This window comes from Bacillus sp. S10(2024) (genome assembly GCF_050473865.1).
Taxonomy (GTDB): Bacteria; Bacillota; Bacilli; order Bacillales; family Bacillaceae_G; genus Bacillus_A.
On sequence record NZ_JBFLUR010000002.1, the window covers coordinates 3525001 to 3540000 of the forward strand.

The 15000-nt window shown below is 38.0% G+C and carries 14 protein-coding genes, 1 tRNA gene, 2 rRNA genes, 1 other RNA gene and 1 other annotated feature (1 of these 19 only partly in view); of the genes, 4 read left to right on the plus strand and 14 right to left on the minus strand.

The window, feature by feature from the left end:
* Positions 1–12: 12 nt before the first annotated feature.
* From recR to tadA, 5 genes are all read right to left on the minus strand, one after another.
* Positions 13–609 (minus strand): recombination protein RecR, encoded by a 597-nt coding sequence (gene recR, locus AB1280_RS18000; RefSeq protein ID WP_272191690.1) that lies wholly within the window; start codon positions 607–609, stop codon positions 13–15.
* 14 nt (positions 610–623) lie between these two features.
* A complete protein-coding gene (locus AB1280_RS18005) occupies positions 624–950 on the minus strand; it encodes a YbaB/EbfC family nucleoid-associated protein (protein WP_242225256.1) in 327 nt (108 codons plus the stop codon).
* A gap of 70 nt (positions 951–1020) precedes the next feature.
* Positions 1021–2706, minus strand: a complete 1686-nt coding sequence (dnaX, locus tag AB1280_RS18010; protein ID WP_429756578.1) for a DNA polymerase III subunit gamma/tau — start codon at positions 2704–2706, stop codon at positions 1021–1023.
* 225 nt (positions 2707–2931) lie between these two features.
* An RNA gene (gene ffs / locus AB1280_RS18015) (signal recognition particle sRNA large type) lies at positions 2932–3196 on the minus strand.
* A gap of 77 nt (positions 3197–3273) precedes the next feature.
* Complete coding sequence (gene tadA, locus AB1280_RS18020) at positions 3274–3771, minus strand: tRNA adenosine(34) deaminase TadA (protein ID WP_272191688.1); 498 nt, start codon at positions 3769–3771, stop codon at positions 3274–3276.
* A gap of 73 nt (positions 3772–3844) precedes the next feature.
* Between tadA and AB1280_RS18025 the strand changes: the two genes are divergently transcribed.
* From AB1280_RS18025 to AB1280_RS18035, 3 genes are all read left to right on the plus strand, one after another.
* Positions 3845–4381 (plus strand): isochorismatase family cysteine hydrolase, encoded by a 537-nt coding sequence (locus tag AB1280_RS18025; RefSeq protein WP_272191687.1) that lies wholly within the window; start codon positions 3845–3847, stop codon positions 4379–4381.
* A gap of 326 nt (positions 4382–4707) precedes the next feature.
* Positions 4708–5346 (plus strand): deoxynucleoside kinase, encoded by a 639-nt coding sequence (locus tag AB1280_RS18030; RefSeq protein WP_429756579.1) that lies wholly within the window; start codon positions 4708–4710, stop codon positions 5344–5346.
* On the plus strand, positions 5346–6014 hold the full coding sequence (locus AB1280_RS18035) for a deoxynucleoside kinase (protein ID WP_272191685.1): 669 nt from the start codon (positions 5346–5348) through the stop codon (positions 6012–6014). The genes AB1280_RS18030 and AB1280_RS18035 overlap by 1 nt, the downstream gene beginning before the upstream one ends.
* Before the next feature lie 36 nt (positions 6015–6050).
* Here AB1280_RS18035 and AB1280_RS18040 read toward each other — a convergent pair whose 3' ends face one another.
* The 7 genes from AB1280_RS18040 to guaB all read right to left on the minus strand — a co-directional run bounded on the left by AB1280_RS18040 (position 6051) and on the right by guaB (position 13019).
* Positions 6051–6425, minus strand: coding sequence for a DUF3797 domain-containing protein (locus AB1280_RS18040; protein ID WP_272191684.1), 375 nt, complete (start codon positions 6423–6425; stop codon positions 6051–6053).
* Positions 6426–6596: 171 nt separating this feature from the next.
* A tRNA-Ser gene (locus tag AB1280_RS18045) sits at positions 6597–6689 on the minus strand.
* 186 nt (positions 6690–6875) lie between these two features.
* Positions 6876–8150, minus strand: coding sequence for a serine--tRNA ligase (serS, locus tag AB1280_RS18050; protein WP_272191683.1), 1275 nt, complete (start codon positions 8148–8150; stop codon positions 6876–6878).
* 49 nt (positions 8151–8199) lie between these two features.
* Positions 8200–8421, minus strand: a binding site (T-box leader).
* A gap of 54 nt (positions 8422–8475) precedes the next feature.
* Positions 8476–9066, minus strand: a complete 591-nt coding sequence (gene pdxT / locus AB1280_RS18055) for a pyridoxal 5'-phosphate synthase glutaminase subunit PdxT (RefSeq protein ID WP_272191682.1) — start codon at positions 9064–9066, stop codon at positions 8476–8478.
* A gap of 17 nt (positions 9067–9083) precedes the next feature.
* Positions 9084–9971, minus strand: coding sequence for a pyridoxal 5'-phosphate synthase lyase subunit PdxS (gene pdxS / locus AB1280_RS18060; protein ID WP_020063156.1), 888 nt, complete (start codon positions 9969–9971; stop codon positions 9084–9086).
* A gap of 160 nt (positions 9972–10131) precedes the next feature.
* Positions 10132–11451, minus strand: a complete 1320-nt coding sequence (locus tag AB1280_RS18065) for a D-alanyl-D-alanine carboxypeptidase family protein (protein ID WP_429756580.1) — start codon at positions 11449–11451, stop codon at positions 10132–10134.
* A 104-nt stretch (positions 11452–11555) separates the two neighbouring features.
* The gene (gene guaB, locus AB1280_RS18070) at positions 11556–13019 is read right to left on the minus strand and encodes an IMP dehydrogenase (protein WP_272191679.1); all 1464 of its coding nucleotides are present in this window, start codon (positions 13017–13019) and stop codon (positions 11556–11558) included.
* A gap of 115 nt (positions 13020–13134) precedes the next feature.
* On the opposite strand from guaB, the gene AB1280_RS18075 reads away from it, so the two are divergent.
* Complete coding sequence (locus tag AB1280_RS18075) at positions 13135–14115, plus strand: YaaC family protein (RefSeq protein ID WP_429756581.1); 981 nt, start codon at positions 13135–13137, stop codon at positions 14113–14115.
* Positions 14116–14154: 39 nt separating this feature from the next.
* Here the strand turns inward: AB1280_RS18075 and rrf are convergent.
* Both rrf and AB1280_RS18085 read right to left on the minus strand, forming a co-directional pair.
* Positions 14155–14270: ribosomal RNA gene (gene rrf, locus AB1280_RS18080) — 5S ribosomal RNA — on the minus strand.
* A 50-nt stretch (positions 14271–14320) separates the two neighbouring features.
* Positions 14321–15000: ribosomal RNA gene (locus AB1280_RS18085) — 23S ribosomal RNA — on the minus strand; it runs 2243 nt beyond the window's last position.

Genomic DNA, 15000 nt, shown 5'->3' on the forward strand with positions numbered 1-15000 from the left:
TATTTCTCCTACTTATAATTCTCTGCGGCCTTCTAACGCCTTCGATAGCGTTACTTCATCCGCATATTCTAAGTCACCACCAACTGGTAGACCGTGTGCAATACGAGTCACTTTAATTCCCGTTGGCTTTAACAGACGAGAGATATACATCGCTGTTGCTTCCCCTTCAATATTCGGGTTTGTTGCCAAAATAACTTCTTGGACTGTTTCATCATGTAGTCGTTTTAACAACTGAGGAATATTAATATCTTCCGGACCAACTCCCTCCATTGGAGAAATGGCACCATTCAACACATGATATACTCCCTGATATTCTTTCATCTTCTCCATCGCAATCACATCTTTCGGCTCTTGCACAACACAAACAACTGATTGATCACGATGAGAATCATCACAAATATAACAAGGATCTCGATCTGTTATATGACCACAAACAGAACAGTACGTTAAGTTTCGTTTTGCATTTACAAGTGACTTCGCAAAATCTAATACGTCATCTTCTTTCATATCCAATACGAAAAAAGCCAAACGAACCGCTGTTTTCGGTCCGATACCTGGTAATTTCATAAAGCTATCAATTAACTTCGAGATTGGTTCCGGGTAGTGCATCTATGACTAACCTCCTAGAACATACCGCCTGGTAAATTCAATCCTTTTGTAAATTGTCCCATTGTAGAATTCGATAGGTCTTCCGCTTTCTTTAATGCATCATTTGTCGCAGCTAATACAAGATCTTGCAACATTTCAATATCTTCTGGATCTACAACTTCTTCTTTAATTTTCACTTCCAGAACTTGTTTATGGCCATTTGCAATAACTGTTACCATACCGCCGCCAGCTGTTCCTTCAACTGTTTTTTCACCAAGTTCCTCTTGTGCTTTCGCCATTTGTTTTTGCATTTTTTGCATTTGTTTCATCATGTTATTCATATTTCCCATTCCACGCATCATAATAGTTCCTCCTAATTTTCACTTAATGGATATTTACATTTCAGAAATAAAACTCTATTTAAGGCATACTTTATTCTTTTATTTCAATTAATTGCTCTCCAACTATTTTTAGGGCTTCTTCTACAAGGAGATCTTTTGGTTTCTCTGCTTCCTCTGAAGAATCACCTTCACTTTGTAAGAACCCCTCACGAATTTTTCCCCATTCACTTTTAGGAATTGCAATCATTTGTAAATTTTTCCCAAATAGTTCGAAGAGAATTTGCTCTACCGTATCTGTTGCTTCGCGATTTTCACTCGCCATTTTACAATGAATTTCATACTTAAAAGCAAGAACATAAGAAGTAGTAGATGCTGCTACCGGCTCACTGTTTTCTAACAAAACAGCATAAGCGACTTTATTATAACTTTTCAATCGCTCTAACAGTTCACTCCATGCACTTTTCAACTGCTCCAATTCTTTACGAGTTGCTTGCTTTAGCACTTCATGAACACGACCAACCGGTATTTTCATACTACCAGAACGGCTCGGCTTCGGCGTAGCCTTTGTTTCTCTCACTTCTTGTTGCATCGAAACTGGTACACCATGCTGTTTCACCTTCTCTAATTCCTGTTCTAACTGCTGCATTCTTTGTAAAACGACTTGCAAGCGATCCGCTCCGTTTGCTTTCATCGCAAACTGCTGACACAATTGCACCATAACCACTTCTAAAAAAATACGAGGATGATTTGTCCATTTCATTTCTTGTTGACTCTTACTAAGTGTATGAATAATTTCATAAATCACTTCAGGCTGCATCTCCTGACTTAACTTTCGAAATGAATCATCAACAATAACTCTCTCCAACATATCTTCTAGCTTCGGTGAGGTTTGATACAAAAGCATATCTCGGTAATAGTAAATGAAGTCTTCCATGAAGCGAAGCGGATCTTTCCCCTGATTCATAATATCATCAACAAGACGCAATGCTTTTGATACATCATTTTCATATATACTTTCTACAAGGTTCGCTAAATAGCGCTGTGAAACGGAACCTGTAACCGCTAATACGTCTTCTACCGTTACCACTTCGTCACTATAAGAAATCGCTTGATCAATTAAACTTAATGCATCACGCATACCACCTTCTGCGGCACGCGCTACAATTTGAAGTGCTTCCTCGTCCACTTTCGTTCCTTCGTTGTTCACAACAGTAGTTAATCGTTCTACAATATCTTGTACTGATATTTTGCGGAACTCAAAACGCTGACAACGAGAAATAATTGTCGGTGGAATTTTATGCGGTTCTGTCGTTGCCAAAATAAAGATAACATGCTGCGGAGGTTCTTCTAATGTTTTTAATAGTGCATTAAACGCACCCATCGAAAGCATGTGAACTTCATCAATAATATATACTTTATAGCGAACTTCGCTTGGAGCATATTTTACTTTATCTCTTATATCTCGAATTTCATCTACACCGTTATTCGAAGCCGCATCAATTTCTAATACATCTGAAATGGCACCTTGTGTAATTCCTAAGCATGCAGGACATTGATTACAAGGTTCAGCTGTAGGAGCTTGCTCACAGTTGATTGCTTTTGCAAATACTTTCGCAATTGTTGTTTTCCCTGTTCCCCTTGGGCCAGAGAACACATAAGCGTGTGACGCTTTCTCTTGAAGAAGGGCATTTTGCAACGTTTTCGTTACGTGCTTTTGACCGACTACATCTTCAAATTTCTGCGGTCTCCATGTTCGGTATAACGCCTGGTATGACACGAAAATACGGCCTCCCCCAAAAGTTATTCTCTCGTTTATCTAGCTATTCGTAAACAGTAATCTCGCCAACTCAAACAAAAAAATTAGGCGGGATACACTGCCCGCAAAAGCCTGATTATTGTTTCACTTTATTATAACCTATTCTGATTCTAGATTCCAAAAGTTATTTTCCATACAAAAACCCATCCTATATGAATAGGATGGGTTTATATGCATATATAACTGCCGTGCACCTTCTGTCGATTACGTACCATAAGCGTTACTTAAGCAGTTAGCTCGGTTCAGGCACTCCTGCGGCACACGAGAAGACCCGCTTATTGCTGCTTCCTTCCGGACCTGACAAGGTTCACGGGGTCCCGTTGCGCAGGACCCAAACGTCAACACCACTTACTTAAGGCAGACCCTACAGTAACATAACCTCGAGAAGGGATTCAGCCTCGCTAGAGCGGATTGCGAGTACAGGGCACCGCTACCTCCCCGCTTAGCACGGCAAAGTTAAAACCATATTTAGTTGCCTCATTTAAAGGCAATCTCAGTATAACTTGTTTCCTAAAAAATTGCAACGTGCTAGCAAGGAGTATTTTTATCCAACTCTTCCTTCTCTTTCTTCCTCTTTTTACGTAGTTCTCGAAAAAAGTTTGTTAATAAGCTTCCGCACTCTTCTTCTAATACACCAGCTACAACTTCGGATTGATGATTAAACCGATCCTCTGTTAATAAATTCATTAATGTACCAGCACATCCACCTTTTGGGTCGGCCGCACCATATACAACGCGTTTCACACGTGATAATACAATAGCACCAGCACACATTGGACATGGTTCTAATGTGACATATAACGTTGCATTTTCTAAACGCCAAGTCCCTAATTTCTTGCAAGCATCATCAATTGCTAATAATTCAGCGTGAGCGACTGATCGTTGTTCCGTTTCACGTAAGTTATGCGCACGACTTATTACTTCGCCGCCTACAACAACAACCGCACCAATTGGTACTTCTTGTATTTCTTCAGCCTTTTTTGCCTCTTCTATCGCAAGTTTCATAAAATAAATATCTTGTTCCATAACAAAGTCCTTTCATCACAAATAACTTTTCTATATTCAATCCAATCTAAAGAGAAAGGAAAGGAGATTACATATGAAAAATACAGCACTTCTTATTATCGACATGATTAATGACTTCAAATTTTCACACGGACCTATCTTAGCACGAAAATGCAAACCCATTACAGAATCGATTTTAAAACTTAAACAAAAAATGAAAAACTCCGACTGCCCAATTATTTATGTAAATGATCATTATCATTTATGGAGAGCTGATATTAATGAACTCATCACCTATTGCACAAATGAATACAGTGAAGAAATTATAAAAAAGATCGCCCCCGCCAGCGATGATTATATTTTTATTAAACCACATTATTCTGCTTTTTATGAAACACCATTAAATTCATTATTAGGTCATTTAAAAATAGAAAATCTTATCTTAACAGGAGTGGCTGGAAATATATGCATCCTCTTCACCGCAAATGATGCCCATATGAGAAACTATCAATTATATGTACCCAAGGATTGTATTGCCTCTAATTGCGATCAAGATAACGAACATGCCCTGCGTATTATGCAAACCACCTTAAAGGCAGATACTTCTTCATCATTTCATTTGCAACTGTAATAACATAAAATGAAATTCCCACCAGTGGAGGATCGTATTGCGAGTTAGTGCCGGATAAAGCGAAACTTTAATCAGTGGGGGTTTTCTTTATCCACACTGATTAAAAGTCCTCACCAATCGAGCGTTTACGGGCAGTTTATCTCCCACCTAACTTCTTTGCTTTCACCGAATCTTGAGGTGGGAGTATTACTGCCCGTTAATGCGGGATAAATCAATTTTTCAACTTTTTATGACAAACTAACCCTTTCTCACTCCTCTTATGCTACAATAATTCTGTTTTGTGCTTTTTATTCGTTTCAAATCATGTTTTGAGAGGAGGCAACAGTGTGACTGGAGTACCATTTATTACAGTTGAAGGACCCATTGGTGTTGGAAAAACTTCACTCGCGAAAGCGATATCGACTCACATGCAACTCCATTTATTAAAAGAAATCGTTGATGAAAATCCTTTTTTAGGAAAATTTTACGATAATATTGAGGAATGGGCTTTTCAATTAGAAATGTTTTTCTTATGCAACCGATATAAGCAATTAGAAGACATTGATACAAAATATTTAAAACAACATATACCTGTCGTAGCAGATTACCATATATTTAAAAACTTGATTTTTGCATCTCAAACATTACAAGGTGCTCAATACGATAAATACATGCAAATTTATCGTATCTTAACACAAGATATGCCAGTTCCAAATGTCATCGTATATATAACAGCAAGTTTAGAAACGCTACAAAAAAGAATTGCCATGCGCGGACGTGAATTCGAAAAAAATATAGATCCTAATTATTTATTGCAACTCATTAAAGATTACGAAATAGCAATGGAAACATTCAAAAAAGATCATCCAGACATCCCCGTATTAAAATTCAATGGAGATAACATGGATTTTGTAAAAAATGAATCGGACTTAAATGTAATCTTATCAACATTACAAAACACACTGACAAAGGAGATTAACCAGTAATGAATTTGAGACAAAAATATGATATTCCAAATGATGCTGTTATTACGATTGCCGGCACAGTTGGTGTTGGGAAATCTACAATGACAAACGCCCTTGCCAATACACTTGGTTACCGCACATCATTTGAAAAAGTAGACTCTAATCCATATTTAGATAAATTTTATGGAGACTTCACACGTTGGAGCTTCCACCTACAAGTTTATTTCTTAGCAGAGCGCTTTAAAGAACAAAAAAGAATCTTCGAATATGGCGGAGGATTTATTCAAGACCGTTCTATTTATGAGGACACGGGAATTTTTGCCAAAATGCATTATGAAAAAGGAACAATGACCGCTACAGATTATGAAACATATAAAAGTTTATTTGATGCAATGGTTATGACACCTTACTTCCCACATCCTAATTTACTAATTTACTTAGAAGGATCATTTGAAGATATTGTAGATCGCATTAAAGAACGCGGAAGACCAATGGAACAACAAACACCAATTGAATATTGGAAAGAAATGCATGAACGTTACGAAAATTGGATTAATGATTTTAATGCTTGTCCTGTATTGCGTCTTAATATTAACGAATATGATATTTTACAAAATGAAAATTCAATTGAACCAATTATTAAGAAAATCGGTCACTTCTTACAACAAACACGTAAACTTGTAAAATAAAAAACCCGTGCAATCGCACGGGTTTTTCCTATGAACTTAGTTTTTCTTTTTCGTCGGAGCAATAATTTCACTCTCTGATTTCCCTGCACTAATACGCTGACGCACAGTGCTTACACTAATATTATACGCTTCAGCAATTTCTTTTACCGTCATTTCTTTTCCTTTAATAACGGCTGTAATTACTTTACGTTTTGAATCTGCCTTTTTCTCAACTTGCATTGGCGTTTCTACTTTCTTCACTTCTTTTTTCACATCACAGATGCAACCACAAAGTTTACGAAATGTTTCATCGCTTACAATACGAGATACGTTTGCAGCACTGTTTAAGATTTTATTTTTCTTGCAAACGGGACATTGTACATAATATAGTGTTTTTCCGTCAAGCGGAAACGTTTGTATAATAATATCCATGGCCATGGTAGCTCCTTTCATATCTATGAAGATAATCCTCGGAATATGAGTGTTCCTATAAGAGGTTCATTCTCCTATATGCTACTTCCTGTTTGGTTAAAATAAAAACTCGTTACGTGTTGGTAACGAGTTCTCCAATCTCCACTTATATGCGCTGTTGTCAATTATATATGGCGGAGGAAGAGGGATTCGAACCCCCGCGCGGCTCACACCGCCTGTCGGTTTTCAAGACCGATCCCTTCAGCCAGACTTGGGTATTCCTCCGTGTTAACATGACATGAAATATAATATCAAAAGAAAAACTGTTCGTCAACCCTACTATTATAGATAATATAAAAAGGAAAGAGATTTTTTCTCTCTCCTTTTTCATAAAATGTATTCTACCCTACTAAATAGCTAAAGATGTTATTATTTTAAAATAACAGTGAGTGTATATTAATAACAATAAATTTATTTAATTACTGTTTTTCCTCCCATATAAGGGCGAAGAACTTCTGGAATGATAATAGAACCATCTTCTTGTTGGTAGTTCTCTAAAATAGCTGCTACCGTACGGCCAATTGCAAGTCCAGATCCGTTTAGTGTATGAACATGCTCTGGTTTTGCTTTTGTGTCACGGCGGAAACGGATATTTGCACGGCGTGCTTGGAATGCTTCAAAGTTACTACAAGAAGAAATTTCACGATATGTACCATAGCTAGGAATCCATACTTCAATATCGTATTTCTTCGCTGCTGTAAATCCTAAATCTCCTGTGCACATACTCATCACACGGTATGGAAGACCTAATAATTGTAATACACGCTCTGCATCATTTGTTAACTTTTCTAGTTCTTCATAAGAATCTTCAGGTTTTACAAATTTCACAAGCTCTACTTTATTAAATTGGTGCTGACGAATTAAACCACGTGTATCACGACCCGCAGATCCTGCTTCAGAACGGAAACATGCACTAAACGCCGCATAACGGATTGGCAATTGCTCACCATTTAAAATTTCATCACGATGTAAGTTTGTTACAGGTACTTCAGCTGTAGGAATCAAGAAATAGTCTTCACTCTCAATACGAAACGCATCTTCTTCAAACTTTGGAAGTTGCCCTGTTCCAATCATACTTGTACGATTTACAATATACGGAGGTAAAATCTCTTCATAGCCATGTTCTTCTGTATGAAGATCAAGCATGAAGTTAAATAAAGCGCGTTCTAATTTTGCACCCGCACCTTTATAAAATACAAAACGGCTACCTGTTACTTTTCCAGCGCGTTCAAAGTCTAGCATTCCTAAATCCGTTGCAAGATCCCAATGTGGCTTTGGTTCAAACGTAAATTCTTCAACTTCTCCCCATGTACGAACTTGCACATTATCATCTTCTGTCTCACCATTTGGTGTAGACTCATGTGGAATGTTTGGAATAGATAACATTAATCGCTCAAGATCTTCTTCAACTGTACGAAGCTCGTTATCAAGCTCTTTAACTTTATCACTTACTTCACGCATTTCTAAAATAAGCGCCTCTGCATCTTTCTTTTCACGCTTTAATACAGAAATTTGTTGGGATACTTCATTACGCTTGCTTTTCAGCTCTTCCGTTTGTACAAGTAATTCTCTTCTCTTTATGTCTAATTCTTCAAAACGACCAAAGTCTGTTAAGTCTTCGCCTCTATGTTGCAGTTTCGCTTTCACTTCTTCAAAGTTTGCACGCAAAAATTTAATATCAAGCATAATATTTCCTCCTTTATTTTTACAAAAATAAAAAACTCCCGTCCCTATACAAAGGGACGGGAGTTAACCCGCGTTGCCACCCTAATTGAAAACATAATTGCTTTCCTCTCAAGTAGAGATAACGGCTCTTCACCGGAAATGTTTACTAGTCAACAGACTGTTCCACACTTCACTCCAGGATGGATTCGCAAATCGCTTCTATCGGTTTTCACCAACCACCGACTCTCTATAAGAAACGTCTCTTGCTACTACTTCCTATCAACACATTTATCATATAAAATAGTTACCATCAATTTACTATAATCTTGCACAAGTTTCAAGTCACTTATACAGTTTTTTTCATTTTCGCTTCCTTTACCATCTCCACAAAATAACCCGTAACACGATGATCATCTGTTAATTCCGGATGGAAAGAAGCTGCTAATAAATGATTTTGACGAACCGCGACCATACGATCTTCATATGTGCATAATACTTCGATATGATTTTCTACGTCTACAACATATGGCGCACGAATAAATACGCCAATAAAGTCTTCGCCTACCCCTTCCATCGAAAGAGCAGCCTCAAAACTATCTTTTTGACGGCCAAACGCATTGCGTTCAACTGTAATATCCATTACACCAATATGTGATTCCTCATATCCAACAAGGTTCTTTGCAAGTAAGATCATACCTGCACATGTACCAAACATCGGTTTTCCTGCTTTAGCAAATTCACGAAGAGGTTCCATGAAACCATATTTATCAATAAGACGGCGCATCGTTGTACTTTCACCGCCTGGTAAAATAAGCCCATCTACTTCCTCTAATTGCTCTGTACGCTTCACAATCACCGATTGTGCACCAGTTGCTTCTATTGCACGTACATGCTCACGAACCGCTCCTTGAAGTCCTAATACACCGATTGTAACCATTTCAAAAACTCCTTTAATTACCAGCCACGCTCTTGCATGCGTTGTTCTGGTAATAATGTTGAAATTTCAACACCTTTCATTGCATTACCTAGTCCTTTAGAAAGGCGAGCGATTAATTCATAATCTTCATAATGCGTTGTTGCTTCAACAATCGCACGTGCAAATTTCTCTGGGTTTTCTGATTTAAAAATACCAGAACCTACAAATACACCATCTGCACCTAGTTGCATCATTAATGCAGCATCTGCTGGTGTTGCAACACCACCTGCTGCAAAGTTTACAACTGGTAAACGACCAAGGCGCTTAATTTCAAGTAATACTTCATACGGAGCACCCGTATTTTTTGCATATGTCATTAATTCATCTTCGCGCAGACTTGCAACTTGACGAATTTCTGCATTTACTTGGCGCATATGACGTACAGCTTCTACGATATTTCCTGTACCAGGCTCACCTTTTGTACGAAGCATTGATGCCCCCTCAGCAATACGGCGTGCTGCTTCACCGATATCACGGCATCCACATACAAACGGAACAGTATAATCACGTTTATTTAAATGGTACACTTCATCAGCCGGAGTTAATACTTCACTCTCATCAATATAGTCTACCCCTAATGATTCAAGTACGCGGGCTTCTACAAGATGACCAATACGACATTTTGCCATAACCGGAATTGATACAGCACCCATTACTTCTTCCACAATTGTTGGATCTGCCATACGCGAAACGCCGCCTGCTGCACGAATATCAGCTGGAACACGTTCTAATGCCATAACAGCAACAGCACCTGCTGCTTCTGCAATTTTTGCTTGCTCAGCGTTAACTACGTCCATAATGACGCCGCCTTTTTGCATTTCTGCCATTCCACGTTTTACGCGCTCTGTTCCTGTTACATTTAACATGTACAAAAAACCCCCCTAGGTGAATTGCTTTTCCCCGCTAACGAAGAAAATTAAGAATACTCTTACATTCTACCATTATCTATCAGAGATTTGTCTACTATTTTTTTGACAAAATAGGTACGAAAAATAGGAAATGAAAAAGCTCCCTTATCGGGAGCTTTTAAAACCAACCTTTTACAGTATCAACTGTACCATTCCATATACCACTAAAGAAAGAACCAATGCTTCGCATAGAAAGAACAAACCAATTTGCCTTTTCTACCTCTTGTTTTGTTACAAGATCTACTTGAATGGATTTACCAGTTAAAAACCCTACATCATTAGCATCTTTTGCTGTTACGGTCATATAACCAAGTGTTGTACCTTTTTTAATTGGTGCTTCATTCTCTTTATTTACTGCTTTGAAATCTGTTTTATAAATATCTTTACTACCTTTTGGCGTTGGAAGTATAATTTCTTCCTTCGTCTGCACTGGTACTTCTGTATCTTTTGCTTTATTTACATGAACTGTTTCATGACCTTTTACTTGAGAACCTTTTGAATATACCGTTTTCGTTTGGAAATTTGTAAAACCATAATCAAATAGTTTCTTCGTTTCATCAAAACGAGCTGTCTCAGAATTTGTTTTAATAACAACAGAGATTAAACGCATACCATTACGTTCTGCTGTACCTGTAAAGCAATAACCTGCTTGATCAGTATGACCTGTCTTTAAACCATCTACGCCTTCATAACCCTTAACTAACCCTTTTAACATCCAATTCCAGTTTGACATATCAATTGGATATTTTCCACCTTTTTGGAATGTCATTTTTGGAATCTTTGCTGTCTCAAGAACCTTTGGATAATCTTGAAGTAAATGTTGTGCTAACAAAGCGCAGTCTTTAGCAGACATTTCATTTTCTTCATCCGGGCTTGTACCTTCAGGTTGTTTTCCCTTTAAGTCCTTATTAATTAATCCCGTAGAATTCACAAATTTATAATTTTGTAATCCTAATTCCTTTGCTTTATCATTCATCATTTTAGCAAAGCTGGCTTCTGAACCACCAATTAATTCTGCCAAAGCAATTGTTGCACCATTGGCAGAGTAAATTGCCATTGCTTCATATAACTCTTTTACTGTATATGAACCACCGTTTTCTAAAGGAACATTTGATAAGGAACGATCTTGGGAAATTATATGAGCGTACTCAGAAATCTTCGTTTTTTGATCCCACTTAATTTTACCTTTTGCTATTGCTTCATGAACTAAGTATTCAGTCATCATTTTTGTCATACTTGCAATTGCTAATCGTTCATCTGGATTTTTTTGATATAAAATTTTTCCAGATTTCGCTTCCACTAAAATTGCTGCACCTGCTTCAACGTTCAACGCAGAATTTGTTTCTGCAAACGTGCTGCTGTACGTAAAAAACATGCTGCAGAATAGTGTAAGTACCGTTACAATAGCAATCATTTGCTTACGAAACATACCTTTCACTGTTGTTACCCCCAATACATTTGTACTCACATAAACGTTATTCTAACACAATCAAAAAAAAATAGACAGAGGTACTAAACCTCTGTCTATTTTTATATTAGACATTATAATGAATAGTTTGGTGCTTCTTTTGTAATTTGAACATCATGCGGATGACTTTCACGTAATCCAGCACCTGACATACGAATAAACTGTGCATTTTCACGTAAGAATGTTAAATCAGCTGCACCACAATATCCCATACCTGCACGTAATCCACCAACTAATTGATGTACTGTATCTGATAAAGGACCTTTAAATGGCACACGACCTTCAATTCCTTCTGGAACAAGCTTTTTATTACCTTCTTGGAAGTAACGATCCTTACTACCTTTTTCCATTGCGCCAACAGAACCCATACCACGATATACCTTAAATTGGCGACCTTGGTAAATTTCTGTATCTCCAGGGCTTTCTGCTACACCAGCAAAAATACTTCCAAGCATAACAACATGTGCACCTGCTGCTAATGCTTTTACAATATCACCAGAATATTTAATTCCACCATCAGCAATTACTGGAACACCGTACTTACGAGCTTCTGTTGCACAGTCATACACTGCTGTTAATTGAGGAACACCAACACCAGCTACAACGCGTGTTGTACAAATAGAACCTGGTCCAATACCAACTTTAACGATGTTTGCACCTGCTTCAATTAATTCGCGAGTTGCTTCTGCTGTTGCAACGTTACCAGCAATAATATTTAGGTTCGGATACTTTTCACGAACTTCTCTCACTTTGTCTAATACGCCTTGTGAATGTCCGTGTGCAGTATCAATAACGATTACATCAACATTTGCTTTTACTAATGCATCAATACGCTGCATTGCATCAGCTGTTACTCCAACAGCTGCACCTACTAATAAACGACCTTGTTTATCTTTTGCAGAGTTTGGAAACTCAATTACTTTTTCAATATCTTTAATCGTAATCAAGCCTTGTAATACACCGTTATCATCAACAAGAGGAAGTTTTTCGATTTTATGTTTTTGTAAGATTTTTTCAGCATCTTCTAGTGTAGTATGCACTGGAGCTGTAATTAAATCTTCTTTTGTCATTACATCGGAAATCTTAATTGAATAATTTTGGATAAAACGCATGTCACGGTTTGTAATAATCCCTACTAGTTTTCGGTCTTCTTCATTATTGACAACTGGAACACCTGAAATGCGATATTTCCCCATCAAATGTTCTGCATCATACACTTGATGATCTGGAGTTAAAAAGAAAGGATCCGTAATAACGCCACTTTCAGAACGTTTTACTTTATCAACTTGCTCAGCTTGTTGATCGATAGACATATTTTTATGGATAATTCCAATTCCACCTTGACGTGCCATTGCGATAGCCATATCAGCTTCTGTTACCGTGTCCATACCCGCACTAATTAAAGGAATATTTAATTGTAAAGTTTCGGATAAAACTGTTTTTACACTTACCTCTCTTGGTAATATATCCGATTTAGCTGGTACAAGTAATACGTCATCAAACGTTAAACCTTCTTTAACAAATTTAGATTCCCACATAAATGATTCCCCCCATGATACCTGAAATTATTATTAGTAGCTTAACAATTGGTTAAAATACTGTCAAGAAAGTCTTTATATGTTAGAATTTTCTAAAAACAAAAGGGGCGTATATATGCAACATTCCACAATGATTTGGCAAAAATTAAGCTTTTTTCTTTCGTCTACTCACACGCAACATTATCTTACCCATTGCTACAAAAAATTAGGTAATACAAATACTGAGAAAAAAAGCTTTGAAAATTGTTATCCCTTTATTTATTACTTAGAACACGGAAAAAACTATTACCAATTATGTAATACTGCTCCATTTTCCATTAAGCCAGTATTACTGTTTTATGGAATGAGCCAGCTTCTAAAAGCTTGTTTGCTTACAGTTGACCCTAATTATCCAGAATTAACTTCTGTATTAGCACATGGGGTTACAACAAGAAAAAGAAAAAAACAAGGATATCAATTTATAGATGACGAAGTGAAAATTCAAAAACACGGACTATTTACTCACGTTGCGGAACAAATGTTTCATGTGAAACATTTAGAAGGAGAAAAATACACAATGGAAGGGTTACTGCAGCGAATCGCTGAATTAGCAGATTTATTCCGGTACAGCAAAAGAAAAAATAACCTATATAAATTAAAAGAAGTGACGGAAAATATCTTTACTTTTCCTACCCGCATTTTAGATACCTTCCATATGACTGAAGAACGCTTTATACGGTATATGGAAGGGATCGGGAGAGATCTTAACGTTCGATATACAAACTTTACAGAAGGTGACTCTCATTTGTATTTCTCAGCTTCCATGAGACAATGGAACCCATTATACAGTGCTCCTCTTACATACAATCATTATACAAATACTTATTATTTACCTGCTAATAGTGAAACGACTCTTCCAGAATTACTTATACACTATCTTTTGCTTTATAACTTAAGTATGATTTCCCGCTATGAAACAGACTGGTGGTACGATTTGCTTGGAAGTTATGCTTCTGAAGATTATCCGTTCATCTCTGAATTTCTAGCTGTTACAGCTGAAAAAGTACCGTACTATATTTATTTATATCTAATGAGCCAACATAACGTGATTTCTTAGGAAATAAAAAAGACGAGTCCACTGACTCGTCTTTCGTTTGCCTGGCAACGTCCTACTCTCACAGGGACAAAGTCCCAACTACCATCGGCGCTAGAGAGCTTAACTTCCGTGTTCGGTATGGGAACGGGTGTGACCTCTCTGCCATCATTACCAGACTTATGAAGGTATATTCCTTCAAAACTAGATAACATTTGCTTCATATTATATGGTTAAGTCCTCGATCTATTAGTATTCGTCAGCTCCACGTGTCACCACGCTTCCACCTCGAACCTATCAACCTGATCATCTTTCAGGGATCTTACTAGCTTAACGCTATGGGAAATCTCATCTTGAGGGGGGCTTCATGCTTAGATGCTTTCAGCACTTATCCCTTCCGCACATAGCTACCCAGCTATGCCCTTGGCAGAACAACTGGTACACCAGCGGTGCGTCCATCCCGGTCCTCTCGTACTAAGGACAGCTCCTCTCAAATTTCCTACGCCCACGACGGATAGGGACCGAACTGTCTCACGACGTTCTGAACCCAGCTCGCGTACCGCTTTAATGGGCGAACAGCCCAACCCTTGGGACCGACTACAGCCCCAGGATGCGATGAGCCGACATCGAGGTGCCAAACCTCCCCGTCGATGTGGACTCTTGGGGGAGATAAGCCTGTTATCCCCGGGGTAGCTTTTATCCGTTGAGCGATGGCCCTTCCATGCGGAACCACCGGATCACTAAGCCCGACTTTCGTCCCTGCTCGACTTGTAGGTCTCGCAGTCAAGCTCCCTTATGCCTTTGCACTCTACGAATGATTTCCAACCATTCTGAGGGAACCTTTGGGCGCCTCCGTTACTTTTTAGGAGGCGACCGCCCCAGTCAAACTGCCCACCTGACACTGTCTCC